General features: G+C 44.1%; 23 protein-coding genes and 2 pseudogenes. 14 read left to right on the forward strand and 11 right to left on the reverse strand.

Annotated features, from left to right (window positions below; genetic code table 11):
* Positions 1 to 127 precede the first annotated feature (127 nt).
* The gene (locus NST22_RS17195) at positions 128 to 274 is read left to right on the forward strand and encodes a YuzL family protein (protein ID WP_003228571.1); all 147 of its coding nucleotides are present in this window, start codon (positions 128 to 130) and stop codon (positions 272 to 274) included.
* Positions 275 to 298: 24 nt separating this feature from the next.
* On the opposite strand, the gene NST22_RS17200 is transcribed toward NST22_RS17195, so the two are convergent.
* Positions 299 to 1,207 (reverse strand): proline dehydrogenase, encoded by a 909-nt coding sequence (locus NST22_RS17200; protein ID WP_003228569.1) that lies wholly within the window; start codon positions 1,205 to 1,207, stop codon positions 299 to 301.
* A 94-nt stretch (positions 1,208 to 1,301) separates the two neighbouring features.
* Here NST22_RS17200 and NST22_RS17205 point away from each other — a divergent pair, with 94 nt between their 5' ends.
* The 4 genes from NST22_RS17205 (at position 1,302) to mdtP (ending at position 4,140) form a co-directional block, all read left to right on the forward strand.
* Positions 1,302 to 1,547, forward strand: coding sequence for a hypothetical protein (locus NST22_RS17205; RefSeq protein ID WP_003228567.1), 246 nt, complete (start codon positions 1,302 to 1,304; stop codon positions 1,545 to 1,547).
* A gap of 12 nt (positions 1,548 to 1,559) precedes the next feature.
* Positions 1,560 to 1,892, forward strand: a complete 333-nt coding sequence (locus NST22_RS17210; RefSeq protein ID WP_003228564.1) for a spore coat protein — start codon at positions 1,560 to 1,562, stop codon at positions 1,890 to 1,892.
* Between the two features lie 158 nt (positions 1,893 to 2,050).
* Positions 2,051 to 2,518: a MarR family transcriptional regulator MdtR gene (gene mdtR / locus NST22_RS17215; RefSeq protein ID WP_003242592.1), complete on the forward strand. Its 468-nt coding sequence runs from the start codon at positions 2,051 to 2,053 to the stop codon at positions 2,516 to 2,518.
* Positions 2,515 to 4,140 carry a multidrug efflux MFS transporter MdtP gene (gene mdtP / locus NST22_RS17220; protein WP_003228559.1) on the forward strand — a complete coding sequence of 542 codons (1,626 nt, stop codon included), beginning with the start codon at positions 2,515 to 2,517 and terminating at the stop codon, positions 4,138 to 4,140. Before mdtR ends, mdtP begins: the two co-directional genes overlap by 4 nt.
* A gap of 35 nt (positions 4,141 to 4,175) precedes the next feature.
* On the opposite strand, the gene NST22_RS17225 is transcribed toward mdtP, so the two are convergent.
* Both NST22_RS17225 and NST22_RS17230 read right to left on the reverse strand, forming a co-directional pair.
* On the reverse strand, positions 4,176 to 4,559 hold the full coding sequence (locus NST22_RS17225; RefSeq protein WP_009968136.1) for a tautomerase family protein: 384 nt from the start codon (positions 4,557 to 4,559) through the stop codon (positions 4,176 to 4,178).
* 18 nt (positions 4,560 to 4,577) lie between these two features.
* Positions 4,578 to 5,318, reverse strand: a pseudogene (locus NST22_RS17230) (SDR family NAD(P)-dependent oxidoreductase).
* A gap of 133 nt (positions 5,319 to 5,451) precedes the next feature.
* On the opposite strand from NST22_RS17230, the gene NST22_RS17235 reads away from it, so the two are divergent.
* On the forward strand, positions 5,452 to 6,339 hold the full coding sequence (locus tag NST22_RS17235) for a LysR family transcriptional regulator (RefSeq protein WP_003228551.1): 888 nt from the start codon (positions 5,452 to 5,454) through the stop codon (positions 6,337 to 6,339).
* Positions 6,340 to 6,358: 19 nt separating this feature from the next.
* On the opposite strand, the gene NST22_RS17240 is transcribed toward NST22_RS17235, so the two are convergent.
* The 4 genes and pseudogenes from NST22_RS17240 to NST22_RS17255 form a co-directional block, all read right to left on the reverse strand.
* Positions 6,359 to 6,646, reverse strand: coding sequence for a YusU family protein (locus NST22_RS17240; RefSeq protein ID WP_003228549.1), 288 nt, complete (start codon positions 6,644 to 6,646; stop codon positions 6,359 to 6,361).
* Positions 6,647 to 6,670: 24 nt separating this feature from the next.
* Positions 6,671 to 7,498 (reverse strand): ABC transporter ATP-binding protein, encoded by an 828-nt coding sequence (locus NST22_RS17245; protein WP_010886609.1) that lies wholly within the window; start codon positions 7,496 to 7,498, stop codon positions 6,671 to 6,673.
* Positions 7,499 to 7,715: 217 nt separating this feature from the next.
* A complete protein-coding gene (locus NST22_RS17250) occupies positions 7,716 to 8,153 on the reverse strand; it encodes a YusW family protein (RefSeq protein ID WP_003228545.1) in 438 nt (145 codons plus the stop codon).
* Positions 8,154 to 8,262: 109 nt separating this feature from the next.
* Positions 8,263 to 10,058: pseudogene (locus tag NST22_RS17255) on the reverse strand (M3 family oligoendopeptidase).
* Between the two features lie 133 nt (positions 10,059 to 10,191).
* On the opposite strand from NST22_RS17255, the gene NST22_RS17260 reads away from it, so the two are divergent.
* Both NST22_RS17260 and mrgA read left to right on the forward strand, forming a co-directional pair.
* Positions 10,192 to 11,034 (forward strand): oxidoreductase, encoded by an 843-nt coding sequence (locus tag NST22_RS17260; RefSeq protein ID WP_003228540.1) that lies wholly within the window; start codon positions 10,192 to 10,194, stop codon positions 11,032 to 11,034.
* An 89-nt stretch (positions 11,035 to 11,123) separates the two neighbouring features.
* On the forward strand, positions 11,124 to 11,585 hold the full coding sequence (gene mrgA / locus NST22_RS17265; RefSeq protein WP_003228537.1) for a metalloregulation DNA-binding stress protein MgrA: 462 nt from the start codon (positions 11,124 to 11,126) through the stop codon (positions 11,583 to 11,585).
* Positions 11,586 to 11,628: 43 nt separating this feature from the next.
* Here the strand turns inward: mrgA and htrB are convergent, their stop codons facing one another.
* Positions 11,629 to 13,005 carry a serine protease Do-like protein HtrB gene (gene htrB, locus NST22_RS17270; RefSeq protein WP_003228534.1) on the reverse strand — a complete coding sequence of 459 codons (1,377 nt, stop codon included), beginning with the start codon at positions 13,003 to 13,005 and terminating at the stop codon, positions 11,629 to 11,631.
* 277 nt (positions 13,006 to 13,282) lie between these two features.
* Here htrB and cssR point away from each other — a divergent pair, with 277 nt between their 5' ends.
* Positions 13,283 to 13,960 carry a secretion stress-responsive two-component system response regulator CssR gene (gene cssR / locus NST22_RS17275; protein WP_003228529.1) on the forward strand — a complete coding sequence of 226 codons (678 nt, stop codon included), beginning with the start codon at positions 13,283 to 13,285 and terminating at the stop codon, positions 13,958 to 13,960.
* Positions 13,957 to 15,312: a secretion stress-responsive two-component system sensor histidine kinase CssS gene (gene cssS, locus NST22_RS17280; RefSeq protein ID WP_003228527.1), complete on the forward strand. Its 1,356-nt coding sequence runs from the start codon at positions 13,957 to 13,959 to the stop codon at positions 15,310 to 15,312. The genes cssR and cssS overlap by 4 nt, the downstream gene beginning before the upstream one ends.
* Positions 15,313 to 15,339: 27 nt before the next feature.
* On the opposite strand, the gene spxO is transcribed toward cssS, so the two are convergent.
* Complete coding sequence (gene spxO / locus NST22_RS17285; RefSeq protein ID WP_003221681.1) at positions 15,340 to 15,504, reverse strand: anti-adapter protein SpxO; 165 nt, start codon at positions 15,502 to 15,504, stop codon at positions 15,340 to 15,342.
* 167 nt (positions 15,505 to 15,671) lie between these two features.
* Between spxO and NST22_RS17290 the strand changes: the two genes are divergently transcribed.
* On the forward strand, positions 15,672 to 16,547 hold the full coding sequence (locus tag NST22_RS17290) for a TetR/AcrR family transcriptional regulator (RefSeq protein ID WP_003243192.1): 876 nt from the start codon (positions 15,672 to 15,674) through the stop codon (positions 16,545 to 16,547).
* 35 nt (positions 16,548 to 16,582) lie between these two features.
* Here NST22_RS17290 and fumC read toward each other — a convergent pair whose 3' ends face one another.
* A complete protein-coding gene (gene fumC, locus NST22_RS17295) occupies positions 16,583 to 17,971 on the reverse strand; it encodes a class II fumarate hydratase (protein WP_003228523.1) in 1,389 nt (462 codons plus the stop codon).
* A 66-nt stretch (positions 17,972 to 18,037) separates the two neighbouring features.
* Positions 18,038 to 18,223: a YvzF family protein gene (locus NST22_RS17300; RefSeq protein ID WP_003244599.1), complete on the reverse strand. Its 186-nt coding sequence runs from the start codon at positions 18,221 to 18,223 to the stop codon at positions 18,038 to 18,040.
* Positions 18,224 to 18,340: 117 nt separating this feature from the next.
* Here NST22_RS17300 and gerAA point away from each other — a divergent pair, with 117 nt between their 5' ends.
* The 3 genes from gerAA to gerAC are packed head-to-tail and all read left to right on the forward strand — an operon-like array spanning position 18,341 to position 21,973.
* On the forward strand, positions 18,341 to 19,789 hold the full coding sequence (gene gerAA / locus NST22_RS17305) for a spore germination receptor protein GerAA (protein WP_003243555.1): 1,449 nt from the start codon (positions 18,341 to 18,343) through the stop codon (positions 19,787 to 19,789).
* Entirely contained in the window at positions 19,758 to 20,855 is a 1,098-nt protein-coding gene (gerAB, locus tag NST22_RS17310) for a spore germination receptor protein GerAB (RefSeq protein ID WP_009968145.1), read from the forward strand. The genes gerAA and gerAB overlap by 32 nt, the downstream gene beginning before the upstream one ends.
* The gene (gerAC, locus tag NST22_RS17315; protein ID WP_003243203.1) at positions 20,852 to 21,973 is read left to right on the forward strand and encodes a spore germination receptor protein GerAC; all 1,122 of its coding nucleotides are present in this window, start codon (positions 20,852 to 20,854) and stop codon (positions 21,971 to 21,973) included. The genes gerAB and gerAC overlap by 4 nt, the downstream gene beginning before the upstream one ends.
* The last annotated feature ends 3 nt before the right edge of the window (positions 21,974 to 21,976 follow it).

Genomic DNA, 21,976 nt, shown 5'->3' on the forward strand with positions numbered 1-21,976 from the left:
TAAAAAAAATGAAACCCGTTTCTTCTTTCATCTTAAAAGATTTCCGGTTCGACTTCAATAGCTAATTTGTTATTTTTTTGTATGAAGCCTATAAAAGTCGGGCAACTTAAGCCCGGAGGTGAAGGGAATGGTACGAGAGAAAAAAAATCCGTCTTCAGCGGCAGTCAGCGCGGCGAGCGTAAAGGGAGATGCCGGTCCGACTCAGCATTACGGCGGCGGAAAACGGACAAGTCAAAATCAGCAGTATAAAAAACATAACATGGGACAATCATAATGCAGCTGCTTCCCACGGCTGCTTTCACTTTTTCAAAATTCCTTTTAACACAAACGCTGCATTGGCAGGCCGTTCGGCAATTCTTCTCATAAAGTAGCTGAACCAGTCCGTTCCATATGGGACATACACACGCATTCTGTAGCCTTCCTTGGCGAGTTCCTTCTGACGCTCCGGCCTGATGCCGTATAGCATTTGAAACTCAAATTGCGATGCGGGGATTTGATGTTCGGCGACGAGCTGTTTCGTAAATGCAATGATGTCATCGTCATGTGTGGCGACAGCCGTGTAGTTCCCGCTTAACAACTGCAGCTTTATTAAGCTCTGAAAATGAAGGTCCGTGCCTCTTTTGTCGGGAAACGCTACAGCCGCAGATTCTTTATAAGCGCCTTTTACAAGTCTGAGATTCGGCTTTAAGTCCCGCATCTTTCTGATATCTTCTGCCGCCCGGTACAAATACGCCTGAATGACCGTGCCGAGCTTCTCAAATTCCTGTTTGCATTGCCTGTAAATAGAAAGTGTCTGTTCATAATGAGAATAGTCTTCCATATCAATGGTCACAGCAACATCATATTGCTTCGCAACGGAAAGAATGGCGCGCAAATGAGTAAGAGCAAGTTCTTCTGAAAGATCGAGCCCGATTGAGGTCAGCTTAAGTGAAAGCTCTGAATTCAATTGATGTTCGGCAATGGCTTGAATGGCTTTCTTGCATTCCTCTGCGACTTGGTTTGCTTCTTTTTCCGAAGCTGCATACTCGCCTAAATAATCAATTGTTGCACACAAACCGGATCTGTTTAGCCTTTTGACGGTCTTAACCGCCGATTCAATCGTATCCCCTGCGACAAACCTTCGTGCTCCAAGCCGCGTTCCGTATGCTTTTGCGAACTTGGTAAGTGTTTTATTTTGAGATAAGAATAAAAACACATGTCTCAACATCCGACTCCCTCCCGCCGTCATCTTCAAAACACCTGTATATAACTCCCAGTCTGAAGGAAACTATAAAATGAACAGAAACCAAAGGAGGATCACAATGGATAATCAGCAGCAATCTCAAATGCCGCCTTCCGTTATTTCGACAAAGGATCATTTGTATCTCAATGACATGCTGAACTGGAATTTGCTCGCGATGAAAAAAGCGCATTTCATGGCGCAGCAGTGCCAGGATCAAACGTTAAAGCAAGAACTCGACCGCGTCGGACACATGCATCATGATCACTATCAAAGAATATTAAAGCACCTGCAGCCAGGCCAGCAGCAGTCCGGCTACATCCAATAAGGAGGCGCCAGAATGAATCAGCAAAATCAAAAAATCAGCAACCCGCAGACACCTGTACCGACAACATCGGAAATGAATGACAGAGATTTCGTCAACGAATTGCTGACAACCGAAAAATACATGACAACAGCTTATTGCACTGCCTTGCACGAATTCAGCCACGAGTCTCTTTATCAGGATATTCAATCCATTTTTGATGAGTCACAAAAAGCGCAAAGAAAACTATATGATCTCATGTTCCAATATGGATGGTATTCTGTTGAAGCGGAGGATTCACAAAAGCTGCAGCAGTCCTATCAAAAATTCCAGCAGACCATTCAGCAGCAGTCTCCTTATCAGCAATAACAACATTAGTAAAAAGGATACGATGTTCTTTCGGGCATCTATCCTTTTTTTGTGTAAAATCAGTTGACTTTTCATTTACGCTTATTTATATTTAATAAGCATTAACTATTTTGTCATTAAAATATATATACAGTGTATGTAACAGAGGGGAAATGAATATGAAGAGTGCGGATCAGTTAATGTCCGATATTCAATTATCGCTTCAGGCGCTCTTTCAAAAGATACAGCCTGAAATGCTGGAAAGCATGGAGAAACAAGGTGTCACCCCAGCGCAGCTGTTTGTGCTGGCCAGCCTAAAGAAACACGGCAGCCTCAAAGTTTCTGAAATTGCCGAGCGTATGGAGGTGAAGCCAAGCGCGGTGACGCTGATGGCAGATCGCCTTGAACAAAAAAATCTTATCGCCAGAACACACAACACAAAAGACAGGCGAGTGATTGATCTCAGTCTTACTGACGAAGGAGACATAAAGTTCGAGGAGGTTTTGGCGGGCAGAAAAGCCATAATGGCGCGCTATCTTTCCTTTTTGACGGAGGAGGAAATGCTGCAGGCGGCGCATATTACAGCAAAACTCGCACAAGCAGCAGAAACGGATGAAAAGCAAAACATGAAAAGAGGAAACGGATGAAAATGAGTAAAGAAGGCAAACAATCAAAACGAACGTTATTAATAACAGGCTTAATTATTGCCATGTTTTTTTCAGCCCTTGACGGTACCATTGTCGGAACGGCCATGCCGAAAATTGTCGGTGATCTGGGCGGTTTGAGCATGATGACCTGGCTGACAACTGCATATTTGTTAACATCAACAACCATTGTTCCAATTGCCGGTAAACTGGCTGATTTATTGGGACGCCGCATTGTCTATGTATCAGGTTTGATTATTTTTATGGCCGCTTCTGCTTTGTGCGGAATGGCCAACAACATGACGGAATTGATTATCTTCCGTGGACTGCAGGGCATCGGCGGAGGCATCATGATGCCGATGGCGATGATTGTCATCGGTGACTTGTTCACAGGAAAACAGCGTGCTAAATTCCAAGGTGTCTTTGGCGCAATTTACGGGCTGGCTTCAGTGATTGGGCCGCAAATCGGCGGCTGGATTGTAGACTCGTTAAACTGGAAATGGGTTTTCTATATTAACCTGCCAGTCGGAATTATTGCGGTTATTTTTATTGCCAGGGGATTACAGGGACGCCAGCAGACTGGTCCGATCAACTTCGATATCGCTGGTATTTTCACAATGATTGTCGGTGTGGTCAGCCTCCTGCTCGCCTTAAGCTTTGGCGGAAAAGATTATGCATGGGATTCATGGCAGATTCTTGGGTTGTTCGCTCTCGCACTGATCGGCATTGTCAGCTTTATCATCGTAGAATCAAAAGCAAAAGAGCCAATCCTGCCAATGTATTTATTTAAAAACAGAACATTTACATTTCTAAACTTGATCGGCTTCTTTATGAGTATCGGTATGTTTGGCGCCATTACGTTTGTTCCTTTCTTTATGCAGGGAATTGTCGGTGTAAGTGCGTCTGAATCGGGTACAATTATGACACCGATGATGATTTCTATGATTATCACAAGTATCATCGGCGGACAGCTTGTTTATAAAATTGGGATTAAACCGCAAATCATTACAGGCATGCTGGTTATGGCCGGCGGATTCCTGCTGTTAACGACATTGGATCTCGACACGAGCAAGCTTGTCGCTACATCTTTTATGGCGATTATTGGTCTGGGAATGGGTCTTGTTATGCCGATTCTGACATTGGCTTTACAGGAAAGCTTTTCGAAGGAGGAGCTTGGAGTTGTCACTTCATCCAGCCAATTCTTCCGTTCTATCGGCGGAACATTCGGCATTACCATGCTGGGAGCCGTAATGAATGCGAGATCAGGAAATCTATTAACAGATAAATTGGTTCCATATTTAGACTCTCTTCCGGCACAGGCAAGCTCGTTTGCCGCCCAGCTAAAGGGTATGATTGATACAAATCCGCAAGGGCTGCTGCAATCACTGTTCAGTCCGGACGCGGTCAAACAAATCCCTGCGGCTTTCTCATCCCATATTGTGCCGATTTTAAAAACATCGTTGATGGATTCGCTCCACAGCGTGTTTTATACGGGCCTGATCTTTATCGCAGTCGGAGCCGTATTCACCTTGTTCTTAAAACCTATCAAGCTATCAAATAAGAAAGCGGAAGACCAACAAGAAAAAGAGAAGGCGGCAAAAGCCGTTGAATCACCTTCCCATTAATAGAGCACCCCGCGGGTATCAATCCGCGGGGTTTTTTATTCAATCATCTGGGCTCTTCCATTTCCGAAAGACCAATCCTCATCCTGATTTCCGGCCAGCATGATAAACACATCTTCTTTTCTTACACCAAGCTCGGAATGAATCCGGCTCGCGATTGAGCGGTAAAGTGCTTTTTTCTGTTCAGTTGTTCTTGACTGTTTCAGTGTAAAATGAATGTATATCAGTTCATCAGTACGCTCGACTTGGAGATAAAATGGATCATAAAAAAATTCGCTTTTTTCATATTGTCTGATGACTTGGAAATAGTCATCTTCCGGCACATTGATTTCTTCAATCATCGATTGGTGGATAGTCCTGCTCAGTTTTTGAAGCCACACTTCGCTTCTTCCCGACCGTAAATGAATCTGTACAAATGGCATCTCCCCGCATCCCTTTCTTTACAGCGTCTGTCCGCTGTCAATTGTGATAATTTGGCCTGTGAGTGATTCCTGTTCAATTAGTGAACAAATCAATTTGGCAACATCATCTGGTTCAGCAATACACTGCAGCAGCAAAGAGCCGATCATGCTTTTCATTTTTTCTTCCCGTCCGGCCCACCATCTCGTTGCCACAGCTCCTGGTGCTACACCGCTCACTCTGATTTCAGGCGCTAAGGCGTGGGCCAATGATTTCGTTAAACCGTGCACCGCTGATTTTGATACTGCGTAAGGCATTGATGAGCCGGCACCAGTTATCCCTGCGATGCTGCCGACGTTTACGATCGCCCCGTCCTTGCTTTTCTTCATGAACGGAACCACTGCCCGCGCGCAGAAAAACATCCCTTTCACATTGACGGCATACAGCTCATCCTAGACGTCTTCTGTCGCAGCCTCAAGATCATCCATTGGAATATGCCGTGTAATGCTGGCATTGTTGACTAAAATATCAACCGTGCCGTGTGTGTTCACGATTGCTTGAATCATATCCTGCACGTCGCTGTTTTTGGATACATCTGCTTGGATGGCGAAGGCTTGCCCGCCAGCTTTTTGAATCATTTCCACTGTTTCCTCCGCTTCTGATTGCGAGCGTGAATAATTCACCGCCACAATCGCCCCACGCTTTGCCAATTCCATACTGGCTGCTTTTCCGATTCCTGTGCCGCCCCCCGTTACGAGAGCTATTTTGTTCAAGACATTCATTGCCGCCACTCCTTGCTGTTGACTAAAGTATATTTCTGATTCCATTGTAATCCAGCTTTGATGTTACGTATAATGATTGTTAAAGATACTAGATATCACTCAGATTGATAGTAAACGAACGGAGGAGTTCAAAATGGAAAGCGGAGATTTACGTGTGTTTCAAATGGTAGCTCGTGAAGGGACCATTACGAAAGCAGCCCTGCAGCTTGGCTATGTACAATCGAATGTCACGGCCAGAATTCAACAATTGGAAGCTGAGCTGGGTACCACACTGTTTTTGCGCCATAATCGGGGCATGACACTTTCTGCAAGCGGAAAATTGCTGCTGGACTACGCAAATAAAATTATAGGCCTTCTTGATGAAGCGTCTAAAGCGCTCTCATCCTCCGCAGAACCAAGCGGGCCGCTTATGATCGGCTGCACTCAGACAACCGCCGCGGTAAGGCTTCCAAAGCTTCTGGCATCTTATTATGAAGAACATCCAAACGTCCAGCTGTCTTTAACAACAGGACATACGCAATTTCTCCTTGATAAAGTTCTTCGTTATGAATTGGATGGCGCGTTTATCGGATGCGAATGCCATCATCCTGAGCTCGAATCCTATCCTGCGTTTGAGGAAGAACCAGTAGTTGTTTCGGCTGCCTCCGTGCCCGATGTTGAGGAAGCCATCACAAAGCCGATTCTCGTTTACAGCACAGGCTGTTCGTATCGAGAAACACTTGAAAAATGGCTGCGTTCCGTCGGTGTCACACAGCCGGTCATTATGGAATTTGGGACGCTTGAAGCAATTATCGGCGGGGTTACAGCAGGTCTTGGCATCTCGTTGCTGCCAAGAACGGTTGTGCAGAAACATGAAGCAGAAGGATCAATTCGATTGTACCCGCTGCCTGAAGCTCTCAGCCAGATGAAAACAGAGTTTATTGTTCGAAAAGATTCGTTTATCAGCAGCGCGCTGAGAACCTTTATGGATTCCTTTACGCCAGTTAAAACGGCTGAATCACAAAAAAGCAGTCTGCTATAATGAACAGACTGCTTTTTGGCTATTGTTTGTTTCGATGCGCTTCATTTAATTCCTTAATATGCTGAATGATCTCTTTAATGCCCTGCTTCGCGTCGGGGTATGTCGCATTCCAATGCTTAGCGAGCGGAGGCATGCTTTTGGCTATATGGGTGTACAAAATCCATTGCTTCACTTCTTCTTTTAGCTCATCGTTTGTTTCACCAAGCAGAAGCTCAGTATACTTCTCCAGCAATCCATCAAGCTGCTCCTGAAGTTTTTGTTCCATTTTCCATCTTCCTTTCGAAAAAACAGCAAGGAGCTTTCTCAATTGAAAGCTCCTTCGCTGCGTTATTTATCCATGTGATGTGAAAGCCGCTTCCTGGACAATGCATCTGCCCCTGCCATGAGGAATGCAAAGAGGCGTTCCGAAGAGCGGGTCCTGTGTAACCTGACAGTTCATAGAAAACACATTTTGCACAAGATCACAAGTGATGACCTCTTCCGGACGGCCTTCTGCATAAATCCGTTTATCTTTTATGGCCACAAGATGATGCGCATAGCGGCACGCCAAGTTTAAGTCATGGAGAACCATAACAATCGTCCGGTCTTCCTTTTCATTCAGCTCAAACAGCAAATCAAGAATTTCAATTTGATGCGTCATGTCTAAATACGTCGTCGGCTCGTCAAGAAGGATGATATCCGTTTCCTGGGCAAGCGTCATCGCGATCCAAGCCCGCTGGCGCTGTCCGCCTGACAAAGAATCAACGGCACGGTCAGCCATGTCCTCAAGCTTTGTTGCTTTAAGCGCTCTTTCAACTGCTTCCTCATCCTCTTTTGACCACTGCTTCAGCCAGTTTTGGTAAGGATATCTTCCTTGCTTCACCAGCTGATGCACCGTCAGCCCCTCTGGAGCCGAAGGACCTTGGGGCAGGATTGCGAGCTCTTTTGCGACTTCCTTCGTCGGAAGCTTGGCAATCGCTCTTCCTTCCAGCAGCACTGAACCGCCTCTCGGCTTCATCAGGCGCGCTAATGAACGTAAAAGTGTCGATTTTCCGCAGCCATTGCTGCCAATAAATACGGTAATTTCACCTTTGGGAATTGTTAAATTCAACTCATCAATAATAACGGCATCCCCGTATCCTAAGCTCAGCGTTTCTGTAGAAATTGCACTCATACCCATAACCGCTCCTTTTTGCTGGCTTTTTAGCAGCACTATGTATTGCACGTTTTCTATATACATGCTTTTAAGTCAATTGTCATCAATGCAAATGATTCCGATATTCAGCCATTTGATATGGTCATATATCCCTCATTGTAGCAGAAAACACTGACTTTGAAAATCATTTTCAATTAGTTTTATGGACATAATTGACGTTTATGGGTTTTTTATCACAAGATTACTTCTTGATTTCTCTGATGGAGCCGTCCTTCAGCTTCAATTTTAAATCGATATGATCATAATGACTGTCCAGATTAAATGCTGCCAGCACACTGTGTATCACTTCTGTTTCAGCCATTTGGTCTGTCACGGAAAGCTCGCTCAAAATCATTTTCATCTCATCTAACGCTTCTTCTCCTTCCTGATTGACACCGGAGAGCTTATCCTGTATTTCCGCTTTTTCCTGAGTCCCGTTCTTTGTATAGATTCCTTCATAACGGTTATGCTCACCATCCCCGTAGCTCACACGAAGCGAAAAATTACTGTAGGGAACGGACTTCAGCTGGGTGACGGCTGTATTTTCTCCTTCTGCCTGATGCTGGTCTTCATTGAAACGGCAGCCCGCAATCAGAACCACTGCGAGACATACAGCCCCGGCTGCTCTGATCAAATGCATATGTTTCCCCCCTGTAGGATTCCATTTATTTTAGGTATATCCAGAGAATGAAATCCTCATTCAGAGAAGAATTGAAAAAGCCGGGGCATTTAACGCCACGGCTTTTTCTTTAAGATTCGGTCATTTGTAAAAAGGTTTCGGCGTCACGCACAGCCAGCTTGATGGCATTCTCCCAGAAATCGCGCTTTGTGATGTCAGCGCCCAAATGCTTCATCGCCAAATCCTCCACTGTCATAGAAGCCGTATCGCGCAATAGCGCCATATACTTCTCTTCGAATGTGTCTTTTTCTTCAAGCGCCAACGCGTAAATACCAAGAGAAAACAGGTAGCCGAATGTATAAGGGAAATTGTAAAACGGCACCCTCGTGATGTGAAAATGAAGCTTTGATGCCCAAAAAAGCGGATGATATTCTTCTAACGCATTGCAGTATGCCTCTCTTTGCGCCTCTTCCATCAGCTCATTCAAGCGGCTGGCCGGTACCACTCCCCGCTTTCGTTCCTCGTAGAATCTCGTTTCAAATAGAAATCTTGCGTGAATGTTCATGAAGAACGCAACGCTTCTTTGCACTTTATCCTCCAGAAGAACAAGCTTTTCTTCCCTCGTCTCGGCCTGCTGGACAGTCGCGTCCGCCACTATCATCTCTGCAAACGTTGAAGCTGTTTCTGCAACGTTCATGGCGTAGGAACGGTTTAACGGCCTGACGTTGAGCATTGCTTCCTGATGGAACGCGTGCCCGAGTTCATGCGCAAGGGTAGAGACATTTGAGGCGCTTCCCGAAAATGTCATGAAAATCCGGGATTCCCCGCTGTCCGGAAAACTGGTGCAAAAGCCGCCGACTCTTTTTCCGCTCCTGTCTTCCGCCTCAATCCAGCCGTCCCGAAACGCTTTTTCAGTGAATGAGGACAGCTTTTTGCCAAACGTTGAAAACTGGCTGGTAATGATATTTGCGGCTTCATCATACGAATAGACCTTTCCGTCAGAACCGATCGGTGCCTCGACATCGTACCAGCTGAGTTTTTCAAGGCCGAGCATGGATGCTTTCCGGTTCAAAAACTGAACGAACGGCTTCTTGTTTTCAGTGATGACCTGCCACATCGTATCAAGTGTTTCTTTTTTCATCCTGTTAATTTGCAGCGGTTCCTTCAGGACATTCTCCCAGCCGCGCGCTTTATAGGTTTCAAGCCGGAATCCCGCCAAATGATTCAGCGTGCTGCTGAAAATATCTTGCTTGCTCTCCCAAGCTTGGCGGAAACGTTCATATACTGTTTTTCTGACAGTACGGTCTTGATGATCCATCATATTCTCCGCCTGACCGACAGACAATTGCTTGTTTTCACCGTTTTCCTCATACGGGATCGTCATTTTCCCGACAACCATATTGTATAAGTCACTCCAAGCGTGATATCCGTCCACCGCAAGGTTTCCGATCAGTTTTTCCTTACCGGGGCTAAGCTTTTCGGCAACCCTCTGTCTTCTTTCATTTAATATGTAAGAAACATCGCGCAATCCCGGTTTTGTTAACAATTCATTCCACACGTCTTGATTAATGTCCACAAGTTTATGATCTAATGTAACGAGCGACGATTGAAAATCTGCGGAAAGCCGATTCATGAGGCCTGATGCTCTATAGCCTTTTGATCATTGATATTCTGGGCCTGGAGGCAAGCAACAAAAGCGCCGGCCTGCTGAAGCTTGACGGATGTCTGTTCGAATAAATCAAGCAACGCGGTCAGCCCTTCAGCCTCTTCAGGCGATTCAGGCACCTGAAACGCATCAGTCCTGTCTTGAAATGCACGCAGACTTTGTGACAGCTTCTCAATATAACCTTTGAATTCTTCCGATTGGCTCCCGCCCTTAAAAAATGAATCAAGATCCCATCTTTGGCCTACCCCTTGCAGCGCCATATCACAAAACCCCTTTCCTTCTTTCGTTCTATTATAGAACAATTCTGAATTATTGTATAAAAATTTCTATTACAGGCGTCATTTCGTGTTCAGGATAGTACAATAGCTGTAGCAGTTTAATAGGAGGGTTAGGATGAATAAAAAAATAGCCATCGTGACAGGAGCGTCCAGCGGCTTCGGTCTGCTGGCAGCTGTAAAGCTTGCCCGATCATTTTTCGTGATAGCCACATCAAGACAGCCTGAAAAAGCGGAACAGCTTCGAGAATTGGCTGCAGCACACAATGTGTCTGATTCTATTCACATTACAGCTCTCGATGTCACCGATGAACAATCTATAGTCTCATTCGGAAAAGCTGTTAGTGCTTACGCCCCGATCGATTTACTCGTTAACAACGCCGGAACGGCTTATGGAGGATTTATCGAGGATGTGCCGATGGAACATTTCAGACAACAATTTGAAACGAATGTCTTCGGTGTGATCCATGTGACAAAAACCGTGCTGCCTTACATAAGAAAGCATGGCGGCGCAAAGATTATAAACGTGAGCAGCATCAGCGGACTGACAGGATTCCCAGCGCTGTCGCCATATGTTTCTTCCAAGCATGCATTGGAAGGTTTTTCTGAAAGCCTGCGTATCGAGCTGCTTCCGTTCGGTATCGAAACCGCTTTGATCGAGCCGGGCTCATACAAGACATCGATCTGGTCAACGTCATTATCAAATTTTATGTCGGTGCCTGCTGACGATTCAGCCTATCATCAATACTATAAAAAGATCCTTTCCTATGTTCAAAAAAACGGAGAAGAAAGCGGAGATCCCCAAGAGGTTGCCGACCTCATTTATCAATTGGCAACAAAACAGCACATAAAGAATTTGCGATACCCGATCGGAAAGGGCATCAAGCTCACCCTGCTGTTCCGATCGCTTTTTCCTTGGTCTGCGTGGGAGTCTATCCTGAAGAAAAAGCTATTCAGCTGATCTAAATTATAATTATTATAATTTAGTATTGATTTTTATTTAGTATATGATATAATTAAGTCAACAGATCACAAGGAGGACGTTATCTTATGAAAACTGAAAACGCAAAAACAAATCAAACATTAGTTGAGAATTCACTGAACACACAATTATCAAACTGGTTTCTTTTATACTCTAAGCTCCACCGTTTCCATTGGTATGTGAAAGGGCCTCATTTCTTTACATTGCACGAGAAATTTGAAGAACTTTATGACCATGCGGCTGAAACAGTGGATACCATCGCTGAGCGCCTGCTGGCGATTGGCGGACAGCCTGTTGCCACAGTGAAAGAATACACTGAGCATGCATCTATCACAGACGGCGGAAACGAAACATCAGCATCAGAAATGGTACAAGCATTGGTAAACGACTACAAACAAATCAGCAGCGAATCTAAATTCGTGATCGGCCTGGCTGAAGAAAATCAAGACAATGCGACAGCGGACTTGTTTGTCGGATTAATTGAAGAAGTTGAAAAACAAGTGTGGATGCTTTCCTCTTATTTAGGGTAACAAAAAAGCTGAACCTTAATCGGGTTCAGCTTTTTGTTTTTTCTTAGCTTGAACTGCTTTCTGTCTGCTTGGTCAGTGTTGCGTTCAACGTTTTCGTTTTTCCCTTTCGCAGCACTTGGATTGTTGTTTTATCTCCGACTTTTAAGTCTTTGTAAAGGATCTGACGGATATCCGCACTGCTTTCCACGTCTTTACCGTTTAGTTTGACAATGACATCCTCAGATTTAATACCTGCTTTTTCTGCCGGCGAATTTGCTTGAACTTCTTTTACATAAACACCTTTGCCCAATTGATCTCCAAACAGGCCGAGCGTATTTTCCTGATAGGTTTCAGGAACTTGTGACATGTCAATCATCTGCACGCCTAAAAACGGACGGTCCACCTTCCCGTTTTGCAGCAGCTGGTCAACAATCGGCTCGACATCATTGCTTGGGATCGCAAATCCAAGTGATTCCACGCCGCTTTCGCTCACCTTCAAGCTGTTGATGCCGATGACCTGGCCGCTTGCATTGATTAATGGGCCTCCGCTGTTCCCCGGATTGATCGCTGCATCGGTTTGCAGCACGTTCATTTCCACCGTCCCCTGTGTTGTATCCACATCAATTGTCCGGTTCAGTCCGCTAATGATACCTTGTGTCACTGTACCGGAAAACTGCTGTCCGAGCGGGTTACCGATAGCGATTACCTTTTCGCCAGTGCGCAGCTGTGAAGAGTCACCAAAGCTCGCCACTTTTTTTACATTCTTGCCGCTGATTTCCAAAACTGCCAAATCAGTAATGGTATCGCTGCCGACAAGCTTGGCAGTTTCCGTTTCTCCGTTGTATAGCGTAACAGTCAGCTTGTTCGCGCCTTCAACGACATGGTTGTTTGTAATGATATACGCTTTATCGCTGTCTTTTTTGAAAATAACACCTGACCCGGTTCCGCTTTCACTTTCTGAGCTGGAGCCTCCTCCCGTGCCGAATGTGTTATTTTGAGAGGTTTGGATATTTGAGATTCCGACAATCGTAGGCTCTAAATCCTCTACCATATCAGCGATGTTTGATGCGTTCGTTATCGGCGCCGTTGTAAAATTATCAGACTGCACCTGTTTATTTGCGGAAGCGGTTTCGGTCGCCTGATTTTGGTCTGACGGCAGATAAGGCGCGATGCCAAGCATGAGGCCCCCGCCGATAATACCGCCTAAAATCGGGCTCAGCCATGCGGCTCTCCGTTTCTTTTCTTTTTTCACAGCCGTTTCTTGCTTTTCCATTTCTAAAGCAGAAGCCGTTTCCTGCCGTCCCGCTTCATACGACACAGGCGCGTCAAGCAATTCTTGTTCAGAATGTCCAATCAGCTTCTGGTTTTCTGTATTCTGCTGTTCTGTATGTGAAGGTTCAGTTTGATGTTGATCGTTTTGGCCATCACGTCGATAATCCATGTTCTTACACTCCTTTAACGGTTATTCATTTATCGTTACATATTCATCGCATGTACAAGTTCAATTGTCCCAATAATGAGGAGAAAAGCAAAGCACCAAAATAGAATATGTTTGATCATCCTACATCTTCCTCGCTCTTTTTCTCTTCCTTTCTTCCCTTAACCATATCATAAACAAACATTGTGGGATAAAAATGAAAAGAATATGTGAAATTATGAAAATTGCCTGCCGTATGTTAAAACTAGTTTATAATGACGTTGAAAGGATGTGAAGAGCCTTGTCATACACCATTTATCTAGTTGAAGATGAGGATAACCTGAATGAACTGCTGACGAAGTATTTAGAGAATGAGGGCTGGAACATTACATCTTTTACGAAAGGTGAAGACGCCAGAAAGAAAATGACACCGTCTCCCCACCTATGGATTCTCGATATCATGCTGCCGGATACCGACGGCTATACATTAATAAAAGAAATCAAGGCGAAAGATCCTGACGTGCCGGTCATTTTTATTTCCGCCCGAGATGCGGATATTGACAGAGTGCTTGGCTTAGAGCTTGGCAGCAATGACTACATTTCAAAGCCGTTTTTGCCGCGGGAGCTGATTATCCGTGTGCAAAAGCTGCTGCAGCTCGTATATAAGGAAGCTCCTCCTGTCCAAAAAAATGAAATTGCCGTCTCCTCGTATCGGGTCGCTGAAGACGCCCGCGAGGTCTATGACGAAAACGGGAATATCATCAATTTGACGTCAAAGGAATTTGATCTGCTGCTATTATTTATCCATCATAAAGGGCATCCATACTCTCGTGAGGATATCCTCCTAAAAGTGTGGGGACATGACTACTTCGGAACAGACCGGGTCGTTGATGATCTCGTCCGGAGACTGCGCAGAAAGATGCCTGAATTGAAGGTGGAGACGATTTACGGTTTCGGCTACAGGATGATGTCATCATGAAAAACAAGCCGCTCGCGTTTCAGATATGGGTTGTCATATCCGGCATCCTGTTAGCGATATCGATTTTACTGCTTGTGTTATTTTCAAACACGCTGCGAGATTTTTTCACTAATGAAACGTATACGACGATTGAAAATGAGCAGCATGTTCTGACAGAGTACCGCCTGCCAGGTTCGATTGAAAGGCGCTATTACAGCGAGGAAGCGACGGCGCCGACAACTGTCCGCTCCGTACAGCACGTGCTCCTTCCTGAAAATGAAGAGGCTTCTTCAGACAAGGATTTAAGCATTCTGTCATCTTCATTTATCCACAAGGTGTACAAGCTGGCTGATAAGCAGGAAGCTAAAAAGAAACGTTACAGCGCCGACGTCAATGGAGAGAAAGTGTTTTTTGTCATTAAAAAGGGACTTTCCGTCAATGGACAATCAGCGATGATGCTCTCTTACGCGCTTGATTCTTATCGGGACGATTTGGCCTATACCTTGTTCAAACAGCTTCTGTTTATTATAGCTGTCGTCATTTTATTAAGCTGGATTCCGGCTATTTGGCTTGCAAAGTATTTATCAAGGCCTCTTGTATCATTTGAAAAACACGTCAAACGGATTTCTGAACAGGATTGGGATGACCCAGTAAAAGTGGACCGGAAAGATGAAATCGGCAAATTGGGCCATACCATCGAAGAGATGCGCCAAAAGCTTGTGCAAAAGGATGAAACAGAAAGAACTCTATTGCAAAATATCTCTCATGATTTAAAAACGCCGGTCATGGTCATCAGAGGCTATACACAATCAATTAAAGACGGGATTTTTCCTAAAGGAGACCTTGAAAACACTGTAGATGTTATTGAATGCGAAGCTCTTAAGCTGGAGAAAAAAATAAAGGATTTATTATATTTAACGAAGCTGGATTATTTAGCGAAGCAAAAAGTGCAGCACGACATGTTCAGTATTGTGGAAGTGACAGAAGAAGTCATCGAACGATTGAAGTGGGCGCGGAAAGAACTATCGTGGGAAATTGATGTAGAAGAGGATATTTTGATGCCGGGCGATCCGGAGCAATGGAACAAACTCCTCGAAAACATTTTGGAAAATCAAATCCGCTATGCTGAGACAAAAATAGAAATCAGCATGAAACAAGATGATCGAAATATCGTGATCACCATTAAAAATGACGGTCCGCATATTGAAGATGAGATGCTCTCCAGCCTCTATGAGCCTTTTAATAAAGGGAAGAAAGGCGAATTCGGCATTGGTCTAAGCATCGTAAAACGAATTTTAACTCTTCATAAGGCATCTATCTCAATTGAAAATGACAAAACGGGTGTAACATACCGCATAGCAGTGCCAAAATAGACTGTAGATGTTTTGCAGTCTATTTTTTTATGTGAAAGAATAGCCGTTAAAATCTCTGTAATTTGTTTTGAGCGGCTGTTTGCATTGATGAACCCATTTTTTCTCTGACAAGGTCTGCTTCGGATATTTGACTTTCTCCACTTTGATTCCTCTGTTTCGCAAGCGGCTGATCATTTCGTCCAATTCTCTCATTCTAGATTCACCCTTTCGCTTGAGCTTTGACCATTCGGTCATCTCAATTTATAATATAAATAATACATGATAAAAAAACAAGTTACAATAAGGTTAATTTTATAACAGACGGTGTGACTATATGGTCATATCCTAGCAGGCCTCCGGGCTCCGAAAGGGTGGAACCATTGAAGGAAAAAGAAAAACTGATTATTGAAACAGCCTTAAAACTATTTGCCCAAAAAGGATACAACTCAACATCAGTCCAGGAAATCGCAAAAGAATGCAAAATATCTAAAGGCGCTTTTTATATTTATTTTCCTTCGAAAGAAGCGCTTCTTCTCTCTATGCTGAACTACTATTATGATAAAACGTTTACCCGAATTTTAAATATTAAAACGAAGGGCGACAGCCCCAGAACGGCTTACCGTAAACAGCTGACCGTCCTCTATGAAAACATTCTTGAACACAAAGATTTTATCAGCATGCAGTTGAAGGAGGGTTCTCTGCCTTACACAGAAGAAGTGGAGCAATGCGCAAAAAAAATCCGCCAGTCCTCACTTCAATTTCATATCGACAGCCTGCTGAACATCTATGGAAAAAAAGCGGAACCGTACACTGCTGAGCTTTGTTTTTTAATAGAGGGCATCAGCCAGATTTACCTGGAATGCATGATTTTGCTCGGGTACACTGTGAAGCCGTCTCAATTAGCTGATATCATTATGAATCGAATTGATGATATGGTAAAAGGCATGTCTGAACGAAACGATAAGCCTTTCATCACATTGGAAGAGGCGAGCTCTTTATTCGGACCTCTTACGCACGGACGGCCTGACCCGCTGACTGAATCAATTGTGAAAAGCCTACGTGACAAAATTAACAGCTTAAACACAAACTCCTCTCTTGAATTATCGGAGAGCTTGGACATACTTGAAGCAGAAATGAAGAAAAAAACACCGAAGCTGGCGATCATAAAAGGAATGATTCATAATCTGACGGAGTCTGAAGCTCTCGCCAAAGATGCGGAACAGCTTAAATATTTATTAAAACAGCAACATATTTAGAAGAACGGCTGCTTAAAAAGCAGCCGTTCTTCCTATTACGCCTTTGGTTTTACCATGTCTTCCGGCTTAACCATTTCGTTAAATTGCTCCTCTGTCAGCAATTCAAGCTTCAAAGCTGCTTCTTTGAGCGTCAATCCCTCTTTATGGGCAAGCTTGGCGATTTTCGCCGCGTTTTCATAACCGATATGCGGGTTCAGCGCCGTAACAAGCATTAATGAATTTGACAGGTTTTCCTGAATGGTTTCTTTATTAGGCTCAATACCGACAGCACATTTATCATGGAATGAATTCATGCCGTCACTGAGCAGCTGCACAGATTGCAGGAAGTTGTAAATAATAACAGGCTTAAACACGTTCAGTTCAAAGTTCCCCTGACTCGCCGCAAAGCCGATTGTCGCATCGTTCCCCATGATTTGCGCTGCGATCATTGTTAACGCTTCGCTTTGTGTCGGATTGACTTTACCAGGCATAATAGAGCTTCCCGGCTCATTTTCAGGAATGACGATCTCCCCGATGCCGCAGCGGGGTCCGCTTGCGAGCCATCTGACATCGTTCGCGATTTTCATTAAGTCAGCCGCAAGCGCTTTTAATGCGCCATGCGCATAAGTGATTTCGTCATGGCTTGTCAGCGCGTGGAATTTATTCGGCGAGCTGCTGAACGTTTGGCCGGTCAGCTTAGTGATCTCTTCTGAGACAAGCTCTCCAAACTCTGGGTGGGCGTTGATACCCGTTCCGACAGCCGTTCCACCAATTGCAAGCGCACGCATTTTATCTGTCGCTTCCAAAATCATTTCCTTCGAACGGTCCAGCATGTGAACCCATCCGCTGATTTCCTGTCCGAGGGTCAGTGGCGTAGCATCCTGAAGATGCGTGCGTCCGATTTTGACAATATCATTGTATGCTTTTGCTTTTTCATCCAGTGTATTGCGAAGCTGATCAAGCGCCGGCACAAGCTGCTCGTAAACAGCCAAAACAGCGGCAACATGCATCGCAGTCGGGAATGTGTCGTTTGAGCTTTGGCTTCGGTTCACGTCATCATTTGGATGAATCGTTTGATCAGAGTTCTTCTCTTTTAATAAAGCAGTCGCACGGTTGGCTACCACTTCGTTCATGTTCATATTGCTTTGTGTGCCGCTTCCGGTCTGCCATACGACAAGCGGGAAGTTGTCATCGTACTTGCCTTTGAGCACATCATCACAAACCGCTGCAATCGCTTCTGCTTTTTCAGCGTCCAGATTGCCGAGGCGTTTATTAGCTAGAGCAGTGCTTCGTTTTAAAATTGCAAACGCCTTCACAACACGCATCGGCATTTTTTCAGAACCGATCTTAAAGTTCTCCTTGCTTCGCTGTGTTTGGGCGCCCCAAAATTTATCAGCAGGAACTTTTACTTCTCCCATGGTGTCTCGTTCAATTCTGTATTCCATTTATGTATCCCTCCATAACGGTTGCTTCAATAGATCATAATTCGCCAATGACACAAAAAATCCTTTTTATTTTTCGATCTTGGCAGATTTTAATTTTAATTCAAGATATACGCGGGAATCCTTTGAATATTTGTATTTTGGATTTGTCCTGCCGTACTCCTTTGATGTATAAGAGACATCATAATGCTGTTCAAATGATCTAATGAGCTGTTCAATTTCTTCTTGTTTTCCAGCTAGCCTTACCTGTGCCACTTCGTATCCTCCGCTTTCATAAAAAAACTTACTCCATGAAATACTCTAACACAGTATATCATTTTTTTAACAGGAAAAGATAACCTCTACTAAGGTTTTGGATAAGAGGTGACCTCATTGGAACAAACAGAGTTTAAGGAATATATACACGATAATTTAGCATTGGTGCTGCCAAAATTAAAAGAAAACGATGATCTGGTGAAAAACAAAAAAATGCTTGCGAACGGACTGGTTTTTTACTATCTCTATTTCAGTGAAATGACTGATGAGAATAAGGTGTCAGAAGCCATTAAAACTTTGATTAAAGATGAGGAGACCTTAACGCTTGACCAGGTCAAAAAACGCCTTGACCAGCTTGACGCAAGACCTGTTGAAACTGCAAAAAAAACGATTGAATCGATTCTCAACGGCAATTGTGCTGTGTTTATCAACGGATTGGATAAAGCCTATATTCTGACCACAGGAAAGAAAAAAACAAGAAGCCTGACAGAGCCGACAACTGAAAAAGTGGTTCGCGGCCCAAAAGTAGCGTTTGTAGAGGATATTGATACAAATCTCGCTCTGATCAGACAAAGAACCTCTCATCCGAAATTGATCACCAAAAAAATCATGATCGGCGAAAACAAGCTGAAGCCTGCAGCCATTATGTACATTGAAGGCAAAGCAAAAAAGTCCGTCATAAAAGAAGTGAAGGCGCGGCTTAAAAATATCCAGCTGGAAGATATCCAGGACAGCGGAACGCTCGAGGAGCTCATTGAAGATAATAAATATTCACCATTTCCGCAGATACAAAATACGGAAAGACCTGACAAAGTATCTTCAGCCCTGTTTAACGGCCGTGTGGCAATTTTGGTCGACAGTTCACCATTTGTGCTGCTGGTGCCGGTTTCTCTCGGCATCCTGATGCAATCCCCGGATGACTACTATGAACGCTGGATTTCAGCATCTCTTATCCGGTCGCTGCGCTTTGCTTCTATCTTTATCACCTTGTTTTTGTCATCGATTTATATAGCACTTGTTTCCTTCCATCAGGGGCTGCTGCCGACCGCACTCGCCGTCACGATTTCGGCGAACAGGGAAAACGTGCCGTTCCCTCCGATATTTGAAGCCCTGCTGATGGAAGTCACCATCGAGCTGCTAAGGGAAGCCGGACTGCGACTCCCCAATCCGCTCGGACAGACGATCGGCCTCGTTGGGGGCGTAGTCATCGGACAGGCTGCTGTAGAAGCGAATCTCGTCAGTTCGATTATGGTCATTGTCGTCAGTGTCATTGCCCTGGCATCCTTTACCGTTCCTCAATACGGAATGGGTCTGTCTTTCCGGGTGCTGCGTTTTATTTCGATGTTTTCCGCCGCTATTTTAGGGCTATACGGCATTATTTTATTTATGCTTGTCGTTTATACGCACTTAACGAGACAAACGAGCTTTGGGTCTCCGTATTTTTCGCCAAACGGATTCTTTAGCCTGAAAAATACGGATGACTCCATTATCCGTCTCCCAATTAAAAACAAACCAAAAGAGGTGAATAATCCAAATGAGCCAAAAACAGACTCCACTGAAACTTAATACCTTTCAAGGTATTTCTATTGTTGCAAATACAATGCTTGGGGCCGGACTTTTAACATTGCCGCGAGCGCTGACCACTAAGGCTAATACGCCTGACGGCTGGATCACGCTGATATTAGAAGGTTTCATTTTTATTTTCTTCATTTATTTAAACACGCTCATTCAGAAAAAACATCAATACCCTTCACTCTTTGAATATTTGAAGGAAGGGCTTGGGAAATGGATCGGCAGCATCATCGGCCTTTTGATCTGCGGCTATTTCCTCGGCGTAGCCAGCTTCGAGACACGGGCAATGGCTGAAATGGTGAAGTTTTTCCTGCTGGAGAGAACCCCAATTCAAGTCATTATTTTAACGTTTATTTGCTGCGGCATTTATTTAATGGTTGGGGGCTTAAGCGATGTGTCGCGGCTGTTTCCCTTTTATTTAACGGTAACCATTATTATTTTGCTGATTGTGTTCGGGATCAGTTTTAAAATTTTTGATATCAATAATTTGCGTCCTGTTTTAGGCGAAGGCCTTGGACCCATTGCAAACTCCCTTACCGTCGTTTCCATCTCTTTTTTAGGAATGGAAGTGATGCTGTTTCTTCCTGAACATATGAAGAAAAAGAAATACACGTTCAGATATGCGTCTCTAGGATTTCTGATTCCGATTATCTTATATATCCTTACGTATATTATCGTTGTCGGAGCTTTGACCGCTCCCGAGGTGAAAACGCTGATTTGGCCGACTATTTCTCTCTTTCAGTCCTTTGAGCTTAAAGGCATATTTATTGAACGGTTTGAATCCTTTTTACTGGTGGTCTGGATTATCCAGTTTTTCACCACATTTGTCATTTACGGATACTTTGCCGCTAACGGGCTAAAGAAGACATTTGGATTATCGACTAAAACAAGCATGGTGATTATCGGCATAACGGTCTTTTATTTTTCTCTCTGGCCGGATGACGCCAATCAAGTCATGATGTATAGCGATTATCTTGGCTATATTTTTGTCTCCCTGTTTCTGCTTCCGTTCATTCTCTTTTTCATTGTAGCTCTCAAGAGGAGGATTACAACAAAATGAAAATCCGGATTTTATGTATGTTTATATGCACCCTATTGCTGTCCGGATGCTGGGACAGTGAGAATATCGAGGAATTAAGCTTAGTGATCGGAGTAGGGCTAGACAAGCCTGACGATGAAAATTTAGAGCTGACACAGCAAATTCTCGTGCCGAAAATAATCAGCGCCAAGGAGGGCTCTTCATCTGATCCGACACAGCTTTCTATCACAAAGGGTAAAACTGTCCATCAAATGATGAGAACCTCTGCATTAAAGCATAAGCCTACGTTTTCACAGCATTTGCGTCTCATTCTGCTTTCCAAAAGCGTGATTGCGGATCAAATTGGAATGGACGCCATTATTAACCAGTTTGTCAGAGACAACGGAACAAGGAGGAGTTCCTACGTCTTTATCACCAACGGCCGAACTAAGGATATATTTAACATGAATGATGAAGGCGAACCCGCATCCAACGTGATATATGATCTGACAGAGAATAATAAGGTGACGATCAGAACGATGGAGCCAGTTACATTGGGGGAGATCTCAGAACACTTAACCTCTGACGATTCATTCCTCATCCCTCATGTCGGTAAGGAAAACGGCAAGCTCGCGATAAACGGAGCCTCTATCATAAAAAATAAATTATGGCACCGGGACCTCACCCCGATTGAGGTTCAAAATATCAGCTTATTTTCAGGCACTGTCGAGGGAGGCGTCATTGACTTGAAGCGCGATGGCCATCTCTTTTCTTATGAAGTATATTCAAGCAATCGGAAGATCAAGACGGCATACAAGGACGGAAAGTTCAAATTCACCGTTACCCGCAATATTGAAGGTCGTCTATCTGAGGACTGGAATCCCAATGAAGACTCGTTTAAGGATTCATATATTAAAAGTATTGAAAAGACAGTCGAAAAACGAGTACACGAAACAGTAACGTCATTTATTACAGAGAAGCTGCAGAAAGAGATCAAAGCGGACGTAACCGGGCTGGGAAACGAGGTCAGAATTCATTATCCTCAAAAGTGGAAAAAGATTTCAAGAAAATGGGATGATGATTATTTCAGCAATGCGGAAATAGACTACCGGGTCAATGTGATTGTCAGAGACTTCGGAACGAAAGGCGCAAACAAATAGCAG

The sequence above is a fragment of the Bacillus sp. PS237 genome (assembly GCF_037963345.1).
In the GTDB taxonomy this organism is placed as follows: domain Bacteria; phylum Bacillota; class Bacilli; order Bacillales; family Bacillaceae; genus Bacillus; species Bacillus subtilis.